The sequence below is a fragment of the Variovorax sp. Root318D1 genome (assembly GCF_001424835.1).
Classification (GTDB): domain Bacteria; phylum Pseudomonadota; class Gammaproteobacteria; order Burkholderiales; family Burkholderiaceae_C; genus Variovorax.
Window position 1 is genome coordinate 1 of the sequence record NZ_LMCQ01000022.1, and the last position, 21516, is coordinate 21516.

Genomic DNA, 21516 nt, shown 5'->3' on the forward strand with positions numbered 1-21516 from the left:
AGCTTGACCTTGTGCGGCGAATACATCGCCCACAGCGCCCGCTCCAGGTCCTTGCCCATTTGCGTGCTGTCCTGCGTGCCGAAGCGGCACCACTCGCTGCCCACGCAGGTCTTCACCGTGCGCAGGCTCTTGGCATAGGCAAAGCCCGAGGGCATGCCGATGTCCTTCCAGACCCCTTCCAGGTCTTCCTTCTTCACCCCCAGGAGGTCGATGCGCTGGCCGCCCGTGACCTTCACGGTCGGAATCTTGTACTTGTCGGCCGCRTCCGCGATGCGSCGCAGCTCGTCSGGCGTGGTGTGGCCGCCCCACATGCGCGGRATSACCGAATAGGTGCCGTCCTTCTGGATGTTGGCGTGGCTGCGCTCGTTGATGAARCGGCTCTGCGGATCGTCCTTGGCCTCCTTGGGCCAGGTGGAGATCAGGTAGTAGTTCACCGCCGGGCGGCAGGTCGCGCAGCCGTTGGGCGTGCGCCAGCCCAGGTTGCGGTAGACCGCGTCGTGCGTGAGGTAGTGTTCCTTCTTGATCGCTTCGCGCACGTCCTGGTGGCTCGCGTCGGTGCAGCCGCACACCGCCTTCTTCTTGGGCGTGGCCGAGTAGTCGCCGCCGGCGGTGAACATCAGGATCTGCTCCACCAGCCCGGTGCACGAGCCGCAGCTGGCGCTGGCCTTGGTGTGCTTCTTGACCTCGTCCAGGGTGAACAGGCCCTTGTCCTTGATGGCCTTGCAGATGGTGCCCTTGGTCACGCCGTTGCAGCCGCACACCTCGGCCTCGTCGGGCATGCTGGCGGCCTTGCTGTGGCCCTCGTGGCCGGTGTCGCCGATGTTGGATTCGCCGAACATCAGCTTGTCGCGGATGTCGTGCACGCTGCGCCCGTCGCGCAGGAGCTTGAAGTACCAGCTGCCGTCCACCGTGTCGCCGTACAGGCACGCGCCCACCAGCTTGTCGTCCTTGATCACCAGCTTCTTGTAGACCCCGCCGAAGGGGTCGCTCATGACGATCTCCTCGGTGCCTTCGCCGCCCATGAACTCGCCGGCCGAGAACAGGTCGATGCCSGTGACCTTSAGCTTGGTGGAGGTGAGSGASCCCAGGTAGCGCCCGATGCCGAACTGGGCCAGGTGGTTGGCCGCGACCTTGGCCTGCTCGAASARGGGGGCSACCAGGCCGTAGGCGATGCCGCGGTGGGCGGCGCATTCGCCCACCGAGTAGATGCGCGCATCGGTCACGGTCTGCAGGGTGTCGGTGACGACGATGCCGCGGTTGCAGTGCAGGCGCATCTTCTCGGCCAGCTCGGTGTTGGGGCGGATGCCCACGGCCATGACGACCAGGTCGGCGGCCACCTCGGTGCCGTCCTTGAAGCGGATGGCCTTGACSCGGCCCCCTTTGCCGTCSTCGGCGTCGCCCACCAGCTCCTGGGTCTGGGCGCCGATGAGGAACTTCAGGCCGCGGTCTTCCAGGGACTTYTGCAAGAGCTTGCCGGCCACGTCATCGAGCTGGCGCTCCATGAGCCAGGGCATGACGTGCACCACGGTGACGCTCATGCCGCGCAGCATCAGGCCGTTGGCCGCCTCCAGGCCCAGGAGGCCGCCGCCGATGACGACCGCGTTCTTGTGGGTGCGCGCGGTCTCGATCATGTAGTCGGTGTCGGCGATGTCGCGGTAGGCGATGACGCCCTTCAGGTCCTTGCCGGGCACGGGCAGCATGAAGGGGTTGGAGCCGGTGCACATCAGCAGGCGGTCGTAGGCGGCCTCGGTGACGGCGCCCTGCGCATCCACGGCGCGCACGATGCGCTTGACGCGGTCGACCTCGACCACCTTCTTGCCGGCGTGCAGGGTGATGTGGTTCTCGGTGTACCACTCCCAGCTGTTGAGCACGATCTCGTCCACGGTCTGCTCGCCGGCGAGCACGGGCGACANCATGTAGTCGGTGTCGGCGATGTCGCGGTAGGCGATGACGCCCTTCAGGTCCTTGCCGGGCACGGGCAGCATGAAGGGGTTGGAGCCGGTGCACATCAGGAGGCGGTCGTAGGCGGCCTCGGTGACGGCGCCTTGGGCATCCACGGCGCGCACGATGCGCTTGACGCGGTCGACCTCGACCACCTTCTTGCCGGCGTGCAGGGTGATGTGGTTCTCGGTGTACCACTCCCAGCTGTTGAGCACGATCTCGTCCACGGTCTGCTCGCCGGCGAGCACGGGCGACARSAGGATGCGGTTGTAGTTGGGGTGCGGCTCGGCACCGAAGACGGTGATGTCGTACAGGTCCGGGGCGAGCTTCAGGAGCTCCTCCARGGTGCGCACGCCGGCCATGCCGTTGCCGACCATCACGAGTTTGAGTTTCTGCATGGGGTGGGGCCTTTCGGGAATCAGCGGGTTCGAATCAAGCAATGGGAAGCACGCGGCGCGTGGAGAATCGCGCCATGAGCTTTGAAGTGGACATCGGCTACAGCAGCCAGCGCGGACCGCGCGAAGTGAACGAAGACTTTGCCGGCGCGGTCAACGCGCCGCCCGGCGAGGAGTCGCGCGGACTCATCGCGGCCATTGCCGACGGCGTGTCCACCGGCGGCCGCGGGCTGGAGGCGTCGCAGACCACGGTGATGGGGCTTTTGGCAGACTACTTCGCCACGCCCGACACCTGGGAGCCGACTGCCGCGCTCGACCGCCTGGTCGCCGCGCAGAACGCCTGGCTTGCCGATCACAACCGGCGCCGCCAGGGCGGAGGCACCGCGCTCACTACCTTGACGGCGCTGGTGCTGCATGGCCAGAGCTACACGCTGGCGCATGTGGGCGACACGCGTGCATGGCGCGTGCGCACCGACGGCGAGCCCGCCATGCTGCTGACGCAGGACCATGCCTTCGAGCATCCGGACATGCGCAGCCGGCTGACGCGCGCCATTGGCCTGGACGACCAGGTACGTGTCGACTACGCGCAGGGCGACGTGCGGGTGGGAGACTGCTTCGTGCTCACGTCCGACGGCGTGCATGGCGTGCTCAAGCCGCAGCGCCTGGCCGAGCTGGCCTTGCAGGGCGGTGCCGAGGATGCGAGCGAGGCGCTGGTGCGGGCGGCGCTTGATGCGGGCACACGCGACAACGCGACGGCGCTGGTCATTCGCGTGGTCGGCCTGGACGCACGGCAACTGGACGACGAGCTCGGCGACGGCCGCCGACTGGCCCCGCCGCCATTCTTGAAAGTGGGCGACGCGCTCGACGGCTACGTCGTCACCGGGCTCGTGGCCGACACCGGCGTGCACCTGCTGTACCAGGCCCGCAATGCGGCCACGCGCGAGTTGGTGGCGCTCAAGACCCTGCACCCTTCGCGCGCCAGCGATCCGCAGGAGCGAGCCATGCTCGCGCACGAAGCCTGGCTGGGTCAGCGCGTGGGAAGCGGCGGATTCGTGCGCGTGCACGAGCGGGCCGAAAACGCCAGCGCGCTCTACATCGTGTTCGACTGGCACGGAGGGCGCACGCTGGAGCAGATGCGCAAGTCCGGCGCGCGCGGAACGGTGGCCCAAGTGGTCACGGCGGCCATCGATGTGACCAAGGCGCTGGGCCGGCTGCACCGCCATGGCGTGGTGCATCGAGACATCAAGCCCGGCAACCTGCACCTGGGCGACGACGGGCGATGGCGCATTCTCGACCTTGGCGTGGCGCTGTCCGGACGCGAAGGCTCGGCCCAGCGCGAGTTGCATGCCGGCACGCCCAGCTACATCAATCCCGAGCAATGGGAGGGCGCCCATGCCGACCCCGGCAGCGACCTGTTCGCGCTCGGCGCCACGTTGTACCAGTGGCTCGGCGGGCACCTGCCCTACGGCGAGATCGAGCCCTACCAGGTGGCGCGCTACCGTCGCGATCCGGTCGCGCTCTCGCGCCTGCGGCCCGACGTGCCCGTGTGGCTCGACCACCTGGTGCGCAAAGCCGTTGCGCGCGATCCGAAGGAGCGCTTCGAAACCGCCGAGGAAATGCTGCTTGCCCTGGAGCGGGGCGCTTCCCGCCCCGTCAGTGCGCCCGCCGCCACGCCGCTGATCCGCCGCGACCCGGCCGCGCTCTACAAGATCGCGCTGGCCGTGTCGCTGCTGTTCAACGCACTGCTCGTGGTGTGGCTTCTCTTCCTGCCACGCTGACGGCGAGCGGAAGAAGGTCATGGGCGTGCCGCTTTCCGTGGTGGGACGTATTTCTTGGTTTCAGCCGGCTGGGGCGAGGTGCGCGCACGACCGCCTTTCTCGGCCCAGGTGCGGGTCCAGCGGATCTGCATGACGCGCATCACACCGAGCATCACGAGCGATAGCGCACCGAAGAACACGAAGCCCCAGACATAGCTGCCCAGGTACTGCTTCGACAGGCCCATGGCGTTGGGCACCAGGCCGCCGCCCAGCGCGCCGATCTCGCCGATCATGGAGCCGGCCACGGCGGTGCTCGTGGGCCAGCGCAGCGGCACCAGTTGGAACAGCGCGCCGTTGCCCGCACCCAGCGCGGCAAAGCACAGGATCAGCAGCAGCGTGGTGAGCGCCAGGGAGGACGAGGAGATGCCCACCAGCACGAGCCCGACAGCCACCACCAGCAGCACCACGGTGAGGGTGTTGACGCCGCCCCAGCGATCGGAGAGCCAGCCGCCCACGATGCGCACCGCGGCGCCCATGAAGGCGGCCAGCATCGTGAGCTGTCCGGCCTGCACCTTGCTCACGCCGAACTGGTCGTAGTAGTAGGAGGGCAGGAAGGTGATGAGGCCGATGAAGCCGCCGAAGGTCACACCGTAGATGAGGCTGAACACCCAGCCGTCTTTTTCGAACAGGCAGGCAATGTGCTCGCGGAAACTCGCGTGGCTGTCGACGTCGGGCGGCTCCTTGGCGAACACCACCATCACGATCATCGGCACCAGGATGGCGGCGGCCGCCACGGCATACACGGCCTGCCAGCCAAGCCATTGCGCGAGCGGCGGGGCCACCAGCACCGACACCGCGGTGCCGACATTGCCCGCACCCACCAAGCCCATGGCCAGGCCCTTGTGCTGCGGCGGGAACCAGCCCGAGCCCAGCGACAGCGCCACGCCGAAACTGGCGCCGGCAATGCCCAGCAACACGCCCATGGCGAGCAGGTCGTTGAAGCTCTTCACGAAGAAGAAGCCGAACAGCATGGCCACCGCGATCATGCCCATCTCGACCAGGGTGGCATTCTTGCGACCGATGTATTGCGAGAGGATGCCGAGCGGAAAGCGCATCAGCGCGCCCGCGATGATGGGCACCGACAGCATCAGGCCCTTCTGTGCGGGCGAGAGGTCGAAGGTCTCGCCGATGAAAGGCGCCATGGCGCCGTTCAGCACCCAGATGCAGCAGGAAAACGAGAAATACAGAAAGGCCGAGAACAGCGTCGGGCCGTGGCCTGATTGCAAGAAGGTCCTGAAACTGGACATGGCGTTCAATCGTGCGAAATGCCGCAGCGCAGCTCTTCGGGAGCCGTGTCGACGGACGGGGTTGGGGCGGAGTGCAGGCAGCGGACGCTGTCGGCGTGGGGGTGCTTCCCGGCATGGTCGATGCCGGGACAGATGCAGGAGTCTGCAGCTTCACCAAAGCGGTGCTTCGTTACACCGCACCCCGATCGATGCAAGAGCCGTGCCTGCGAAAAAGAGCCGGCGTGGCCTATGCTTGCCCTGCCTTCAACCGCTTTGCCATGATGTCCCTTCTCGTCGTTCTGCCCAATGAATTCGCCGAACCCGCGCCATTGCCGGAGCCGCTGCAGCAAGCGCTGGCGAGTGCCGGCGCCACCGTCAGCGAGCGGGCCACCTGCCACACGCTGGTGCAGCGGGTGGGTGCGTTTGCACCGCAACAGGTGCTGGCCTGGCTGCCGGCACCAGCGCATCAGCTGCAGACGCTGCTCGATGCGCTGAAGGAATGGAACGGCACCCCACCGTGCGCGTTCGGCCTCGTGAGCGCGCCGCTCGACGGCGCGCAGCACGAATCGCTGGTTTCGCTCGGTGTGCATGCGTGGATGCCGATCGATGCGCTCGACGGCGCTTCGCTGGCCGGGCTGACCGCCAGGGCGCAGGCCCGCTGGCAGCGCGAAGCCGCATTGCGCACCGAACTCGAGGGCCTGCGCACACGGATGGACGAGCGCAAGTGGGTCGATCGCGCCAAGGGCCTTTTGATGTCCGCACGGGGCATCGGCGAGGACGAAGCCTTCGGCCTGCTGCGCGGTGCGGCCATGCATGCCAACCTGAGGCTGGGCGAGGTGTCGCGCTCGGTGATCGAGGCCGCGCAATGGGCCGATGCCATCAACCGCGCCGGCCAGCTGCGCATGCTTTCGCAGCGGCTGGTGCGCGTGGCGGCGCAATTGCTCGCCGGCATCGACGTGCAGCGCGCGCGGGTGTTGCGCACGCAATCGACCGAGCGGGTGCAGCAGAACCTGGATCATCTGGCCACCCTCGATCTGGACGCGGCCGGTGTGAAGGCGCTGAGCGAGGTGCGGGCGGCCTGGGAGGAGTTGGCTGCCTTGCTGGCCGCGCGGCCGGCGCCGCAAGGGCTCGCCGACATCGATGCGCGAGGCGAGGCCTTGCTGTCGGCTGCCGAAGCCATGACGGACGCACTGGAAGCCTCCGGCGCGCGGCGCGCGCTGCGCATCGTGAACATCTGCGGCCGCCAGCGCATGCGCGCGCAGCGTCTCGCGAAAGATGCACTGCTCGCATCGACCATAGCGGCGGAGGCTTCGCGCGGTCGGCTGCTGCCGACCATGAACGAGTTCGAGGCCGCGCTGGGCGAACTGGAGCGCGCGCCCCTCAGCTCACCCGAGATTCGCGCCGCGCTGGTTGCCGCACGCGACGAATGGCTGCGCCTGGTGGGCGGCGTGCAGGCACTCGACAGCGCCGAGGGCCGCGCGACGCTGGTGCGTTCCAGCGAAGCACTGGTCGACACCTTCGAGCGCCTCACGGCCTGGTACGAGCACAGCTTGCAGGTCATCATGTCCTGACGCCGCTTGTGCCGCGCTCGCTGGTTCAGGCCGCGACCTTCTCCACGTGCGCCTGGCGCGTGTAGAGAAAATCGATCACGGCCTTGCGGGCGTGCACGTAGACGGGGTCTTCCGCCAGTTCCACGCGATTGCGCGGACGGGCGATGTCCACCGACAGCACTTCGCCAATGGTGGCGGCCGGGCCGTTGGTGAGCATCACGATGCGGTCGCTCAGGAGCACCGCCTCGTCGACGTCGTGCGTGACCATGACGACGGTGCTCTGCGTCTTCTGCACGATGGCGAGCAGCTCGTCCTGCAGCTTGGCGCGCGTGAGCGCGTCGAGGGCGCCGAAGGGCTCGTCCATCAGCAGCACCTTGGGTTCCATCGACAGCGCGCGCGCAATGCCCACACGCTGCTTCATCCCGCCAGATATCTCACCGGGGCGCTTCTGCGCTGCCGGCGTGAGGCCGACCAACGCGAGCGCCGCATCGGTGCGTGCGCGCAGCTGCGCCTTGTTTTCGGTGGCGGAAAACACGCGTTCGACCGCGAGGTAGACGTTCTCGAAGCAGGTGAGCCAGGGCAGCAGCGAGTGGTTCTGGAACACCACCGCGCGCTCCGGGCCCGGGCCCTTGATTTCCCTGTTGGCACACAGCAGCACGCCCTCCGTCGGCGTGGTCAGGCCGGCAATGAGGTTCAGCAGCGTCGACTTGCCGCAGCCCGAATGGCCGATAAGCGTGACGAACTCGCCCTTGGCCACGTTCAGGTTGACGCCCTGCAGCGCAAGGAAACTGCCCTTGGCGGTCTTGAAGCGCTGCTCGACGCCGTGGATCTCGATGTACTTGGAATCGTCGTTCATGATTTGACCTCTTCGAACGTGAATGCCGTTGCAAGCTTGATGAGCGCGAACTCCAGCACCAAACCGACGATGCCGATGACGAAGATCGCGATGATGATGTTGGCGACGTTGAGGTTGTTCCACTCGTCCCACACCCAGAAGCCGATGCCGACGCCGCCGGTGAGCATTTCGGCTGCAACGATCACGAGCCACGCGGTGCCCACGGCCAGGCGCACGCCCGTGAGCATGTAGGGCAGCACGGCGGGGAAGAGGATCTTGGTGAAGATCTTCCACTCGGACAGGTTCAGCACCTTGGCCACGTTCATGTAGTCGCTCGGAACGCGCTGCACACCCACGGCGGTGTTGATCACCATCGGCCAGATCGAGCAGATGAAGATGGTCCAGATGGCCGCCGGGTTGGCGCCCTTGAAAACCAGGAGTCCGATGGGCAGCCATGCGAGCGGCGACACCGGACGCAGCAGGCTGATGAGCGGATTGAACATGCGCGAAAGAAACTCGAAGCGCCCGATCGCAAAGCCCGCCGGAATGCCAACGGCCGCGGCCAGCCCGAAGCCCAGCGCCACGCGCTGCAGCGACGAGAGCACGTTCCAGCCGACGCCCTGGTCGTTAGGACCCTTGCTGTAGAACGGATCGCTGAACACGGTCAGCGCCTGCTGCCAGGTGACCAGCGGCGACGGAAAGCCGGTGGTGCTTTTCATGGCGACCAGCTCCCAGATCAGCACCAGGAGGCCGAAGCCCGCGAGCGGCGGCAGCACGCGCATCCAGAAGGCGCGCAGGTCGATGGATATGCGTGGTTTTTGCTCCCTTTCCTTTGTGGGGAGGGGAGCGGGGAGAGGGGCAGCCTCGGCGCGGGGCACGCCTTCGCTCCGGCCCTCGGCCGCACGCGGGAGGGGGAGAGATGCGTCCATCGGCGAATGAAATACAGCACTGACCATGATGTGTTTCTCCTCAGACATGCAGCTTGAACGAATCGGCGTACTTCTTCGGGTCCTTGCCGTCCCAGACGGTGCCGTCGAAGAGCTTGCTGGTGCGCAATACGTCCTTGGGGACCGGCGTCTGCGTGGCGGCCGCGGCCTGCTTGTAGATGTCGATGCGGTTGATCTCGGTGGCCACCTTCAGGTAGTCCGGATGCTCCTTGAGCAGGCCCCAGCGCTTGTGTTGCGTGAGGAACCACATGCCGTCCGACAGGTAGGGGAAGGTCACGGCGCCGCCGTTGTAGAACTTCATGTGGTTGGGGTCGTCCCAGCTCTTGCCCATGCCGTTGACGTAGCGCCCCAGGATGCGCTGGTTGATGGCGTCCACGCTGGTATTGACGTAGCTCTTGTCGGCAATGGTCTCGGCCATCTTGTTCTTGTTCTGCAGGCCCGCATCGATCCACTTGCCGGCCTCGATGATGGCCGCGGTGACGGCGCGGGCGGTGTTGGGGTACTTCTTGACGAAGTCGCCGGTGGTGCCGAGCACCTTCTCCGGATGGTCCTTCCAGATGTCCTGCGTGGTGATGGCCGTCACGCCGATGCCGTCCATGATCGCGCGCTGGCCCCAGGGCTCGCCCACGCAGTAGCCGTCCATGTTGCCCACGCGCATGTTGGCCACCATCTGCGGAGGCGGCACGGTGATGTTCTTGACGTCCTTGAAAGGATCGATACCGGCCGATGCCAGCCAGTAGTAGAGCCACATGGCGTGGGTGCCCGTGGGAAATGTCTGGGCAAAGGTGTATTCGCGCTTTTCGCTGGCGATGAGCTTGGCGAGCGAGGCCGCGTCCACTGCGCCCTTGTCGGCCAGCTTCTTCGACAGCGTGATGGCCTGGCCGTTGTTGTTCAGCGTCATGAGCACGGCCATGTCCTTCTTGGGACCGCTCAGGCCCAAGTGCATGCCGTAGACCAGCCCATAGAGCACGTGCGCCATGTCCAGATCGCCGTTGGCGAGCTTGTCGCGCACGCCTGCCCAACTGGCTTCCTTGCTGGGAACGATCTTCACGCCGTATTTCTTGTCGATGCCGAGCACCGAGGCCATCACCACGCTCGCACAGTCGGTCAGCGGAATGAAGCCGATCTTCACTTCCTCCTTCTCCGGCTTGTCGGAGCCCTGGGCCCAGACGGCGGCGCGCAGGGCGGGATCGATTCCCACGGCGCCAATGGCGGCGGCTTGCAGTACGCGGCGGCGGCTGAGGCTGGTTTTCAGCAGGTCGGTCATGTGACGGGCTCCGGTTGAAGGACAACAAAAAGGAAAAGCAAAAAACAAAAAAGGCGTCCGCACCGCGCAAGGGCCGCTCGAAAACGAGCCCTTGCGGGATGGGGACGCCTTTGTCCGATGTCGGTGGCAAACACCCGCCGTTGGGTATTTGCCTGCCTGGGACCCAGGGGTCCATGTACTACTTCAGCAAACTGTGTGCCAGCTTTTCGAGCCCCTTATCCGCTATCAAATAGGCAGCAGGAGAGTGGCTAGCGGCGTGTTTCCCGGTTCACTGGAACTGAAAGCTGCTTGCGTGCACGATTGTTGTGCGCCGCACCAATTCGTGCGCGCGTGCCCGCTTCTTCAGCGCTCGGGCGCCTCGGCCAGGGGCAGGTAATCGGCCATGGCGAGCATCGACTCGGCCACGTCGACGAGCCGGCGCTTCTGGTTCATGGCTGTCTTGAGCAACATCTTGTGGGCTTCGGCCTCGGTCATCCGGCGGTGTGCCATCAAGAGGCCCTTGGCACGCTCGACCAGCTTGCGCTCATTGAGCGAGGCCCGCACGGTTTCGAGCTCGTCGCTCATGGCCTGCAGGCGGCGCGATTGCTCCTGAACCATGTGGAGCACCGAGCGCTCCAGGTGCCGGCCGTAAGGGGCGGGCTCGGTGGCCTGGGTGTCGGCGTCGTCGAAGAACGCCGCGCCTTCGGTTTGGGGCGCCAGGGTGCCAAGCACTTCCTCGTACCTCTGCAACTCGCTGCGCGCCTGCGTGGTCTTGCGGGCGCACAGCTCGCGCAGGTCGGTGGCCAAGCGGTCCTCGACGGTCTTCATGGTGTCGATGCGGCGCGTGCAGCTGTCGAACCACGCCTGGCTCAACCGGGGGTCGGGCACGGCCGCCGCGGCCGCCTGGGCCGACGTCACGCTCATCCGGCGCATGCGCTCGATCTCGGCCGTGGCCGCGTCAGACTGGCTGTGATGCCAGAGCGCCAGCACGCCGCTGCTGGAGAAATCGATAAAGACCTGGAAGCAACGCTCCTGCAGTTCGATGAGATGAAGCCATTGCTGGCGCTGTGACTCGTCGCGGCGGCCCACGGCCAGCGAAGCGGCGCCGAAAGCGCGCTCCTGGCCCGCGAATTCCTTGCCCTGCATGAAATTGAACATCGCAACCAGGAGCCGCGAGATTTCGGGGTCGGTGGCGCCGTCGGCCGCTTCGAACACCACGGCCAGCAAACCGGCAACGAGCTTGGCGAAGGCCGCGGTGGCCTGCGCCGGCGTGAGCTCGAGCGCGCCGACGCGGCGGCGCAGCGCGGGCAGGCCGTCGAACCCCGGGAGCACCCAGGCAATGCGGCTGAAGAGGCGGGCGCTGTTGCCGGCGGTGGCGCCTGGGCGCGCCTCGGTCTCGAGCTGGTCGAATCCGGCGCGTACCGCCTGTTCAAGCGCCAGGCATTCGGCAATCTGAGGATCGCGCTGGTCGGCGAAGCGGACGCCCCGCGAGGCGAGAAAGACGTTCGACATGCCGCGCTCCCGCTGCAGCGCGTGGACGAGCCGCGCGATCAGGCCGACCAGGTCGCTGGTGCGCGCGAGCTGGTCCAGCTCGTCGATTTCGCACTTTCTGGCGGCGATCAGAAAACTCAGTCCGGATTTCATGGTGGGGAAGGGAGGGCGACAGGGGTGCTGCAACATCCGTGCCGTGCGGGATTGGCACCCCGCCTACACTCGCAGGATGCTTCTCCTGGGAATCGAATCCTCCTGCGACGAAACCGGCGTGGCGCTGGTCGAATCGCACGGCAACGCGCTGCCGCTGCTGCGCGCGCACGCGCTGCACAGCCAGATCGCCATGCACCAGGCCTATGGCGGCGTGGTGCCCGAACTGGCCAGCCGCGACCACATCCGCCGCGTGCTGCCGCTGACCGAAACCGTGCTGGCCGAGGCGGGGCGCTCGCTGGCCGAAATCGACGTGGTCGCCTACACGCGGGGGCCAGGCCTCGCCGGCGCCTTGCTGGTGGGGGCGGGCGTGGCCTGCGCGCTGGGCGCGGCGCTCGGCAAGCCGGTGCTCGGCGTGCATCACCTCGAAGGGCACCTGCTATCGCCGTTTCTGAGCGCGGATCCGCCGGAATTTCCGTTCGTGGCGCTGCTGGTGTCGGGTGGACATACGCAGCTGATGCGGGTCGATGGCGTCGGGCGCTACCAACTCCTGGGCGAAACCATCGACGACGCGGCCGGCGAGGCCTTCGACAAGAGCGCCAAGCTGATGGGGCTGCCGTACCCGGGCGGCCCCTGGCTGGCCAAGCTGGCGGAAGAGGGCAGCGCCACCGCCTTCAAGCTGCCGCGGCCGCTTTTGCACAGCGGCGATCTGGATTTTTCCTTCGCCGGACTGAAGACCGCCGTGCTGACGCAAGCCAAGAAGCTGGGCGCCGCGCTCGAGGCGAACAAGGCTGACCTTGCCGCATCGACGCAGGCGGCGATCGTGGAGGTGCTGCTGAAAAAGTCGATGGCGGCGCTCGAGCAGACCGGCCTCAAGCGGCTCGTGGTGGCTGGCGGAGTAGGGGCGAACCGAAGCCTGCGCGAGCAGCTGAACGCCGCCTGTGCCAAGCGCGGCGTGCGCGTGCACTATCCGGAACTGCACCTGTGCACCGACAACGGCGCGATGATCGCCATGGCGGCCGCCATGCGGCTGCAGTCGGGTTTGGCCGAGGCCAGCGAACGCTATGCCTTCGACGTCAAGCCGCGATGGCCCATGGCTTCGCTGATGACGCCCGAGACACCCTCGCAGGTGCCCGCCTAGCCGCAGGTCGCGGCGAGCGCCCGAGCGACGGCACCGGCAGCACATCGAGCATGTTGCGCCACAGCTGGCGCCACTGCGGCCAGTCGTGGCCGCCTTCGGTGGTGAAGACGCGGCCTTCGGGCAAGGCGTCGGCCAGCAGCTTGTGGTTGCTGGCAAAGCGGTCGTCCAGGCCGAAGCCGAGATAGAGCTGCGGCAGCTTCTGTCCCTGCTGGGGTTCCAGGTATTGCTTGAACCACGGCCACAGCTTGCGGTCGACTTCCTCGTCCGGCAGCGGGCCGGGTGGGGCCTGCCACGCGCGCAGGCCGCCGGCCTTGAGGATCTCGGCGCCGAGAACGCGCCGCCCGAGGTACGGGGCCAGCGCGACGATGCCGTCGACCGAGCCCGGCCTGGACAGTTCGTGGATCAGCGCGCCGAAGCCGCCGATCGAAATGCCCACGAGCCAGATCGATTTGTAGCCCAAGGCCCGCTGGGGTTCGATGACGTCCGCGTGCAAGCGCTCGCTCAGCGTCTGGTCGTAATAGTAGGAAACGTCGGCATCCACCAGCAGCGAATCGGCCGCCAGGTGGCGCTCGCGGACGGCGCTGATGAAGCCTTCGCGCTCGAATTCGTCGGGTTTCAGATAGGCGCCCGGCAGGAAGACCAGGAGCGTATCGGACCGTTCATCGTCTTTGGCTGACTTGAGGTGCGTGATCATGGTGTGCCTTGAGGGGGCACCCGAATCCGCACCGCCGAGATTCGGTGCGCTTGCGAGACGCCCACGAAGAGGAAAAATGTGAAAACGTCACATGATGTGACGTTATCCGCTGCCCTATTGTGAATAGGGAGTGCGAATAAAGTCAAAAACAAAAGTTAACGACACTTTCCTCTCGGGGGCTTTGCAAGATCAGTTGATCTGCAGCGCAGAAACCTGGCTGGCGGGCACCTTTTTGCCGAGTTTCAGCGTGAGCACGCCGTTTTCGAGCTTGGCTTCGCTGGCAGCCACGTCGATGTCCAGCGGCAGCTCGTACGCAGCCTTGAACTGGCGCTTGGCTTCGGCCTTGCTGTCGATGCGAACCACGGCACCTTCGATGCCAATTGTGAGGTCTTCGCGCGAGAAGCCCGGCACATCGAGGGAGAGCGTCCAGCTCTTGTCGTCCTGTTCGACGAGCGGCGAGCGGCTTGCTCCAGCGAAGGCTTCGTTCACGAAGCGCTCGAAGGCGCGATCATACGAGCGGGGAGCGAAGCGGGCCGTGCGAAGGGTGGGTGCGAAAAACATTTGAAAACTCCTGAATGAACACAATGGGGACAAGGAATGTGTGTCCCTTACACTGCGCGGCCATTCAATCCTGAGTGCCGCTTGACACCTCATCTAGGCATCGCCGCACCCGTTTCAAGACAATGAACCCCCCCTTTATTTGGCGTCGCAAGGCCTTGAAATTTGCAGCGCTGGCGCTATGCGCAGCGCCCTTTGCCGCGCAGGCCCAGGCACCCACGGCGCCGCCCGCCCCCATTCGACTGGCGCTGATCGAAAGCATGAGCGGCCCATTCGCCAACACGGGCGAGGCGGTGTTCCGCAACCTGCTGTGGGCCGTGGAACGCGTCAATGCGCGCGGCGGCGTCAAGCTGCCGGGTGTGCCTGGTGGCGCACGGCCGCTGCAGCTCGACCGCTATGACAGCAAGGGGCAGAACGAGGAAGCGCTGTCGGCCCTGCGCGCGGCCATGGACGACGGCGCGCGCATCGTGCTGCAGGGCAACTCCTCGGCCACCGCCGCGGCGCTGGTCGATGCCATCGAGAAGAACAACGAGCGCGATCCCTCGCGGCGCGTGATCTTTCTCAACTACGCGGCCGTCGATCCAGTGCTCACCAACGAGCGCTGCAGCTTCTGGCACTTTCGCTTCGACGCTCATGCCGACATGCGCGTGGCCGCGCTGATGGAAGTGGTGAAGGACGATGCGGCGCTAAAGCGCGCATACCTCATCGGCCAGGACTACAGCTTTGGCCAGGCGGTGCTGCGCGAATCGAAGCGCCAACTGGGCGTGCAACGGCCGGACGTGGAAATCGTCGGGGACGAGCTGCACCCCATGGGCAGGGTGAAGGACTTCGCGCCCTACGCCAGCAAGATCATTGCGAGCGGCGCGCAGGCTGTGTTCACCGGAAATTGGGGCAACGACCTCACGCTGCTGGTGAAGGCGGCGCGCGAGGCCGGATTCAACGGCACCTTCTATACCTTCTATGGCAACGCGCTCGGTGCGCCCGCGGCCATCGGCGACGCCGGCATCGGCCGCGTGATCGCGGTGGCCGACTGGCTGCCCAACGTGCAGACCGCGCAGTCGGAGACGTTCTACCGCGCCTTCCGCACGCGCTTTCCCAAGCCGGCCGACGACTACGTGCACATGCGCATGCAACTGCTCGTGGAGTCGCTCGCGCAGTCGATCGAACGCGCGGGCAGTGTCGAGGCAGTGGCCCTCGCGCGAGCACTCGAGCAGGCCGACGTGAGCCTTTATGGACAGCGCGGCCGCATGCGCGCGGCCGACCACCAGTTTCAGCAGCAGCTCGTGGTGGGCGTGATGGACAAACAGGGCCGACCGGGTGTGCAGTTCGATGTCGAAGGGTCGGGCTACGGCTTTCGCGTGATCAAGACCATTGCACCTGAACGCGCCGAACTGCCGACCAGCTGCAAAATGAAAAGAATCTAGGAAACGAAGACATGCGCGAAGCCATTCACAACCTCGAAGCCTCCAAGATCCGGGAGGTTGCCAATGCCGGGCTCGGCCGCGACGACGTGCTCGCGTTCTGGTTCGGCGAAAGCGACGAGGTCACGCCCGAGGTGATCCGACAGGCGGCCATCGACTCGCTGCAGCGCGGCGAAACTTTTTATGCGCACAACCTCGGGCTGCCCGAACTGCGCGAGGCGATCGCCGGCTACACAAGCAAGCTGCATCCCAAGGTCGATGCGTCGCGCATCGCCGTCACCTCCGGCGGCGTCAGCGCGCTGATGCTGGCGGTGCAGGCGCTGGTCGACGCAGGCGACGAGGTGGTCGCGGTCACGCCGGTGTGGCCCAACCTCACGGCGCAACCCGCCATCCTCGGTGCTCACGTGCGCACGGTGTCGCTGGTGCCCGCTGACGGGCAGTGGACGCTCGACCTGGCCGCTTTGCGCAAGGCGGTCACGCCGAAGACCAAGCTCTTGATCGTCAATGCGCCCAACAACCCCACCGGCTGGACCATGACGCGCGAAGAGCAGCAGGCCGTGCTGGACCACTGCCGCGAAACCGGCACCTGGATCCTGGCCGACGAGGTGTACGAGCGCCTTTACTTCGAATCGACGCCCAACGGCTGCGCACCCAGCTTTCTCGACATATCGAAGCCCGACGACCGGCTGGTGGTGACGCACAGCTTCTCGAAGAGCTTCCTCATGACCGGCTGGCGCCTGGGCTGGCTCGTGCTGCCGCCCGCGTTGGTCGAGGGCATCGGTAAGCTGATCGAGTTCAACACCTCCTGCGCCAGCGTCTTCACCCAGCGCGCCGCCGTCGCCGCCATTGAACACACCGCCGAGATCACGCCCCGCGTGGTCGCCCACCTGAAGCAGTGCCGCGACACCCTCGTGCCCCTCCTGGCCGCACTCCCCGGCGTTCAGGTCGCCCCCGCCAAAGGCGGCATGTACGCCTTCTTCCGCCTCGAAGGCTTCGGCGATTCCCTCGACCTGGCCAAACGCCTGGTCGTCGAAGCCGGCCTCGGCCTCGCTCCCGGCAACGCCTTCGCCCCGGAAGCGCAAGGCTGGCTGCGCTGGTGCTTCGCCTCCAAAGACCCCCAGCGACTTGTCCAAGGCGTCGAGCGCCTGAAAACCTGGCTCGCCGCCCAGAAATAGGCGCCACGCCAAAATCGCGCCCGGCGAAGCCCGGGCCGTTCGGGAACACCGCGGAACCGGCTTTGCCGGGCCGCCAGTGTTGCCCCACTGAGGGGGAACGAGCTACACGAAGTGAGCGAGAACGGGGGAGGGTTATAATCCCATGGCTTTGCATGCCGCAAGGCGCACGGTGAGGGCAGTTCCAGCGCTCACCGCAAGTCAAACATCCCGGAACAAGGAAATCATCATGATCGCAGCCTCCATCAAGGCCGAAGTCGTCAAGGACAACGCCCGCGCCGCCAACGACACCGGCAGCCCGGAAGTGCAAGTTGCACTGCTGACCGCCCGTATCAACGAGCTCACCCCCCACTTCAAGACGCACGCCAAGGACCACCATGGTCGTCGCGGCCTGCTGCGCATGGTGAGCCGCCGCCGCAAGCTCCTGGACTATCTCAAGTCCAAGGACGCCGACCGCTACACCGCGCTGATCGCCAAGCTGGGTCTGCGCAAGTAAACCGAATCGCATGAAAAAACGCCTGGGTTAGTCCGCTAGCTCAGGCGTTTTTTACTTCGCGATCCCACTTTCGGAGTGCCAAAACAGAGCGAAGCTGTGTCATTCCAATGAAGTTCCCGCCGAGCTTCGCTGGAATGGCATCGTGTTCTGAGAAGCCTCCGCCCCTGCGGAACTGCTGAATGCAGGTCTCCGCCATCAAAACAGGAGCAAAACATGAGCCTCTTCAACAAAGTCACCAAGTCCTTCCAATGGGGCGACAAGACTGTCGTCATGGAAACGGGTGAAATCGCCCGCCAGGCCAGCGGCGCCGTGGTGGTTGACATCGACGGCACCGTGATCCTCGCGACCGTGGTCGCCTCCAAGACCGCCAAGCCGGGCCAGGACTTCTTCCCGCTGACCGTCGACTACATCGAGAAGACCTACGCCGCGGGCAAGATTCCCGGCAGCTTCTTCAAGCGCGAAGCCAAGCCCAGCGAACACGAAACCCTGACCAGCCGCCTGATCGACCGTCCGATCCGCCCGCTGTTCCCCGAAGGTTTCCTGAACGAAGTGCACGTGGTCATCCACACGCTGTCGCTCAACCCCGAAGTCGACGCCGACATCGCCGCCATGATCGGCGTGAGTGCCGCTCTGTCGATCTCCGGCATTCCCTTCAGCGGCCCGATCGGCGCTGCGCGCGTGGGCTACGTCAATGGCCAGTACGTGCTGAATCCGGGTCAGACCGCCCGCAAGGATTCGCAGATGGACCTCGTCGTTGCCGGTACCGAAGCCGCCGTGCTGATGGTCGAATCCGAAGCACAGCAACTCAGCGAAGAAATCATGCTGGGCGGCGTGGTGTTCGGCCACGAACAAGCCAACATCGCGATCAACGCGATTCATGAACTCGTGCGCGACGCCGGCAAGCCGGTGTGGGACTGGCAAGCGCCGGCCGAAGACGAAGCCTTCGTCGCCAAGGTCAAGAGCCTGGCCGAGGAAAAGCTCCGCGCCGTCTATCAAATCCGCAGCAAGCAAGCCCGCACGCAAGCCCTGCGCGAAGCCAATGCCAGCGTGATGAGCACGCTGAAGGAAAGCGGCGAACCCTTCGACGCCGGCAAGGTCAACGACCTGTTGTTCTCGATCGAATCGAAGATCGTCCGCAGCCAGATTCTCTCGGGCGAACCCCGCATCGACGGCCGCGACACGCGCACCGTGCGCCCCATCGAGATCCGCAACTCCGTGCTGCCGCGCACCCACGGCTCGGCGCTGTTCACGCGCGGCGAGACGCAGGGCCTGGTCATCACCACGCTCGGCACCGAACGCGACGCACAGCGCATCGATGCGCTGGCCGGCGAGTACGAAGACCGCTTCCTGTTCCACTACAACATGCCTCCCTTCGCCACCGGTGAAGTGGGCCGCATGGGCTCGACCAAGCGCCGCGAAATCGGCCACGGCCGCCTGGCCAAGCGCGCGCTCGTCGCCGTGCTGCCGACCAAGGAAGAATTCCCGTACACCATTCGCGTGGTGTCGGAAATCACCGAGTCGAACGGCTCCTCGTCGATGGCTTCGGTCTGCGGCGGCTGCCTGTCGATGATGGACGCCGGCGTGCCGATGAAGGCCCACGTGGCCGGCATCGCCATGGGCCTCATCAAGGAAGACAACCGCTTTGCGGTGCTGACCGACATCCTGGGCGACGAAGATCACCTGGGCGACATGGACTTCAAGGTGGCCGGCACGACCAACGGCATCACCGCGCTGCAGATGGACATCAAGATCCAGGGCATCACCAAGGAAATCATGCAGGTCGCACTGGCCCAGGCCAAGGAAGCGCGCATGCACATCCTCGGCAAGATGCAGGAAGCCATGGGCGAAGCCAAGACCGAGGTGTCGCAGTTCGCACCGCGCCTGACCACGCTGAAGATCAACCCGGAGAAGATCCGCGACGTGATCGGCAAGGGCGGCGCGGTCATTCGCGGCCTGCAGGAAGAAACCGGCACGACGATCAACATCGACGAAGACGGCACCATCACCATCGCCTCGACCGATCCGGAAAAGGCGGAGTTCGCAAAGCGCCGCATCGAGCAGATCACCGCTGAAGTCGAAATCGGCAAGGTCTACGAAGGCCCGGTCACCAAGATTCTGGACTTCGGTGCGCTCATCAACCTGCTGCCCGGCAAGGACGGCCTGCTGCACATCAGCCAGATCGCGCACGAACGCGTCGAGAAGGTGACCGACTATCTGAGCGAAGGCCAGATCGTCAAGGTCAAGGTTCTCGAGACGGACGAAAAGGGCCGCGTCAAGCTGTCCATGAAGGCCCTGAGCGAGCGTCCGGCCGGCATGGAGTACCAGGAACGTGCACCGCGCGAAGACCGTGGCGACCGCGGTGATCGCGGCGGCGAGCGCCGCGAGCGTTCGGACCGTGGCGACCGTGGCGGCGATCGCGGTGGCGATCGTGGCGAACGTGCGCCGCGTTTCAACAACGAGCAGCAACAGCAGCCGCGCAACGAGCAGCCGCAGGCGCCCGTGGGCGAGCCGCAGTACGCACCGCGCGAACCGCAAGAGTAAGTAGAGAAGGGCGCAACGGCAGCTTTGCCGTTGCCATCTTTTTGAACAAGCTAACCACGCCCGTTCCGCGGGCGTTCGTTGCAGGCCAAAGACCATGAAAGCCATTGAAATCACTTCGTACGGCGCCCCTGAGGTGCTGCGCGCCGTGGAGCGTCCCGATCCGGTGGCCGGTGCGGGCGAGTTGCTGATTCGCGTGGCGGCCAGCGGTGTGAACCGTCCGGACGTGCTGCAGCGCAAGGGGCACTATCCGGTGCCGCCGGGCGCCTCCGACCTGCCGGGCCTCGAAGTGGCCGGCGAGATCGTGTCGGGCGATGCTGCAGCCTTGGCCGAAGCGGGTTTCAAGATCGGCGACCGTGTCTGCGCGCTGGTCGCGGGCGGTGGCTATGCCGAACTGTGCGTGGCGCCCGTGGCGCAATGCCTGCCGGTGCCCAAGGGGTGGAGCGATACCGAGGCAGCGTCGCTGCCCGAGACCTTCTTCACCGTCTGGAGCAACGTGTTCGAGCGGGGCCGCCTGCAAAAGGGCGAGACCCTGCTGATCCAGGGCGGATCCAGCGGCATCGGCGTGACGGCCATCCAGATCGCCAAGGCGCTGGGTGCCACGGTGATCGTCACGGCTGGTAGCGACGACAAGTGCGAAGCCTGCAAGGCGCTGGGCGCCGATCACGCCATCAACTACCGCACGAGCGACTTCGCCGAAGAGGCGAAGAAGCTCACCGGCGGCAAGGGCGTGGACGTGATTCTCGACATGGTGGCTGGCGACTACGTGGCGCGCGAGATCGAATGCATGGCCGAAGACGGCCGGCTCGTGATCATCGCGGTGCAGGGCGGCGTCAAGAGCGACTTCAACGCGGGTCTGGTGCTGCGCAAGCGGCTGGTGATCACTGGCTCGACGCTGCGTCCGCGGCCCGTGGCGTTCAAGGGCGCCATTGCCAAGGCGCTGCGCGAGAAGGTCTGGCCGCTGCTTGAAAGCGGTGCGGTCAAGCCCGTGATCCACAGCACCTTTGCAGCGGGCGGCGAACCCAGCGGCGCAGCACAGGCGCATGCGCTGATGGAATCCAACCAGCACATCGGCAAGATCGTGCTGACATGGTGATGGGTAACAACACGATGACAACGACCAAAAAGAAGCTGATCGCGGGCAACTGGAAGATGAACGGCAGCCTGGCCGCCAACGAGGCGCTGGTGAAGGCCTTGCAGCAGGGTTTGGCCGCGTCGCCGGCCAGCTGCGACATCGCGCTTTGCGCGCCGGCCCCATATTTCGCCCAACTGCAATCGCTGCTGGCGGGCTCTACGGCCATGGCGCTGGGCGCACAGGATATTTCGGCGCACCCGCAAGGTGCGTTTACCGGCGAGCAGTCAGCGGCCATGCTGAAGGAATTCGGCGTGCGCTATGCGATCGTCGGCCATTCGGAGCGCCGCCAGTACCACGGCGAGACCGACGAAGCGGTGGCGGCCAAGACGGCGGCTGCGCTGGCAAATGGCATCACGCCAATCGTCTGCGTGGGCGAAACGCTGGCCGAGCGCGAAGCGGGCCATACCGAGGAAGTGGTCAAGCGCCAGCTGGCCGCAGTGATCCACGTCAACGGCCATTGCATCAGCGAAATCGTCGTGGCTTACGAGCCGGTCTGGGCCATTGGCACGGGCAAGACGGCCACGCCGGAACAAGCGCAAGCGGTGCATGCCGTGCTGCGGGCGCAACTGCACCACGCCGCCAGCGAGCACGCGGCCGGCATCTGCATTCTCTATGGCGGCAGCATGAACGCGGCCAACGCCGCAGAGCTGCTCGCGCAGCCTGACATCGACGGTGGCCTCATTGGTGGCGCGTCGCTCAAGGCTCCCGACTTTTTGCAGATCATTTCTGCCGCCGCTCGCTGAACGCGAGCCGCGGCTGCCAT

The 21516-nt window shown here is 66.0% G+C and carries 17 protein-coding genes and 1 pseudogene; 9 read left to right on the top strand and 9 right to left on the bottom strand.

Annotation, left to right across the window (positions count from 1 at the left end):
* A partial coding sequence (gene nirB / locus ASC78_RS19835; protein ID WP_235505161.1) for a nitrite reductase large subunit NirB occupies window positions 1-1912 on the bottom strand: 1912 nt, incomplete at both ends.
* A 1-nt stretch (window position 1913) separates the two neighbouring features.
* A pseudogene (locus ASC78_RS28400) lies at window positions 1914-2339 on the bottom strand (FAD-dependent oxidoreductase); the annotation flags it as partial.
* 74 nt (window positions 2340-2413) lie between these two features.
* Here ASC78_RS28400 and ASC78_RS19840 point away from each other — a divergent pair.
* Window positions 2414-4114, top strand: coding sequence for a bifunctional protein-serine/threonine kinase/phosphatase (locus tag ASC78_RS19840; protein WP_055805680.1), 1701 nt, complete (start codon window positions 2414-2416; stop codon window positions 4112-4114).
* Between the two features lie 17 nt (window positions 4115-4131).
* On the opposite strand, the gene ASC78_RS19845 is transcribed toward ASC78_RS19840, so the two are convergent.
* On the bottom strand, window positions 4132-5400 hold the full coding sequence (locus ASC78_RS19845) for an MFS transporter (RefSeq protein ID WP_055805115.1): 1269 nt from the start codon (window positions 5398-5400) through the stop codon (window positions 4132-4134).
* Between the two features lie 257 nt (window positions 5401-5657).
* Between ASC78_RS19845 and ASC78_RS19850 the strand changes: the two genes are divergently transcribed.
* Window positions 5658-6950, top strand: a complete 1293-nt coding sequence (locus ASC78_RS19850; protein ID WP_055805683.1) for a type IV pili methyl-accepting chemotaxis transducer N-terminal domain-containing protein — start codon at window positions 5658-5660, stop codon at window positions 6948-6950.
* Window positions 6951-6975: 25 nt separating this feature from the next.
* On the opposite strand, the gene ASC78_RS19855 is transcribed toward ASC78_RS19850, so the two are convergent.
* From ASC78_RS19855 to ASC78_RS19870, 4 genes are all read right to left on the bottom strand, one after another.
* Window positions 6976-7785, bottom strand: coding sequence for an ABC transporter ATP-binding protein (locus ASC78_RS19855; protein WP_055805118.1), 810 nt, complete (start codon window positions 7783-7785; stop codon window positions 6976-6978).
* Entirely contained in the window at window positions 7782-8720 is a 939-nt protein-coding gene (gene ntrB, locus ASC78_RS19860; protein WP_082517604.1) for a nitrate ABC transporter permease, read from the bottom strand. Before ntrB ends, ASC78_RS19855 begins: the two co-directional genes overlap by 4 nt.
* A 13-nt stretch (window positions 8721-8733) precedes the next feature.
* Window positions 8734-9978, bottom strand: a complete 1245-nt coding sequence (locus ASC78_RS19865) for a CmpA/NrtA family ABC transporter substrate-binding protein (RefSeq protein WP_055805124.1) — start codon at window positions 9976-9978, stop codon at window positions 8734-8736.
* A gap of 342 nt (window positions 9979-10320) precedes the next feature.
* Window positions 10321-11601 (bottom strand): nitrate regulatory protein, encoded by a 1281-nt coding sequence (locus ASC78_RS19870; RefSeq protein WP_055805127.1) that lies wholly within the window; start codon window positions 11599-11601, stop codon window positions 10321-10323.
* 76 nt (window positions 11602-11677) lie between these two features.
* Between ASC78_RS19870 and tsaD the strand changes: the two genes are divergently transcribed.
* Window positions 11678-12739 carry a tRNA (adenosine(37)-N6)-threonylcarbamoyltransferase complex transferase subunit TsaD gene (tsaD, locus tag ASC78_RS19875; protein WP_055805129.1) on the top strand — a complete coding sequence of 354 codons (1062 nt, stop codon included), beginning with the start codon at window positions 11678-11680 and terminating at the stop codon, window positions 12737-12739.
* Here tsaD and ASC78_RS19880 read toward each other — a convergent pair.
* Window positions 12675-13433, bottom strand: coding sequence for an alpha/beta hydrolase-fold protein (locus tag ASC78_RS19880; RefSeq protein WP_055805132.1), 759 nt, complete (start codon window positions 13431-13433; stop codon window positions 12675-12677). The genes tsaD and ASC78_RS19880 overlap by 65 nt on opposite strands.
* 189 nt (window positions 13434-13622) lie before the next feature.
* Window positions 13623-13994, bottom strand: a complete 372-nt coding sequence (locus ASC78_RS19885) for an Hsp20/alpha crystallin family protein (RefSeq protein WP_055805135.1) — start codon at window positions 13992-13994, stop codon at window positions 13623-13625.
* Between the two features lie 122 nt (window positions 13995-14116).
* On the opposite strand from ASC78_RS19885, the gene ASC78_RS19890 reads away from it, so the two are divergent.
* From ASC78_RS19890 to tpiA, 6 genes are all read left to right on the top strand, one after another.
* Window positions 14117-15415: a branched-chain amino acid ABC transporter substrate-binding protein gene (locus tag ASC78_RS19890; RefSeq protein WP_055805137.1), complete on the top strand. Its 1299-nt coding sequence runs from the start codon at window positions 14117-14119 to the stop codon at window positions 15413-15415.
* Window positions 15416-15426: 11 nt separating this feature from the next.
* Complete coding sequence (locus tag ASC78_RS19895; RefSeq protein WP_055805140.1) at window positions 15427-16587, top strand: pyridoxal phosphate-dependent aminotransferase; 1161 nt, start codon at window positions 15427-15429, stop codon at window positions 16585-16587.
* 226 nt (window positions 16588-16813) lie between these two features.
* Entirely contained in the window at window positions 16814-17080 is a 267-nt protein-coding gene (rpsO, locus tag ASC78_RS19900) for a 30S ribosomal protein S15 (protein ID WP_007837783.1), read from the top strand.
* A gap of 213 nt (window positions 17081-17293) precedes the next feature.
* On the top strand, window positions 17294-19621 hold the full coding sequence (gene pnp, locus ASC78_RS19905) for a polyribonucleotide nucleotidyltransferase (protein WP_055805142.1): 2328 nt from the start codon (window positions 17294-17296) through the stop codon (window positions 19619-19621).
* A gap of 94 nt (window positions 19622-19715) precedes the next feature.
* Window positions 19716-20714, top strand: a complete 999-nt coding sequence (locus ASC78_RS19910; RefSeq protein WP_055805145.1) for an NAD(P)H-quinone oxidoreductase — start codon at window positions 19716-19718, stop codon at window positions 20712-20714.
* Entirely contained in the window at window positions 20708-21496 is a 789-nt protein-coding gene (gene tpiA, locus ASC78_RS19915) for a triose-phosphate isomerase (RefSeq protein ID WP_055805148.1), read from the top strand. The genes ASC78_RS19910 and tpiA overlap by 7 nt, the downstream gene beginning before the upstream one ends.
* Window positions 21497-21516 lie beyond the last annotated feature (20 nt).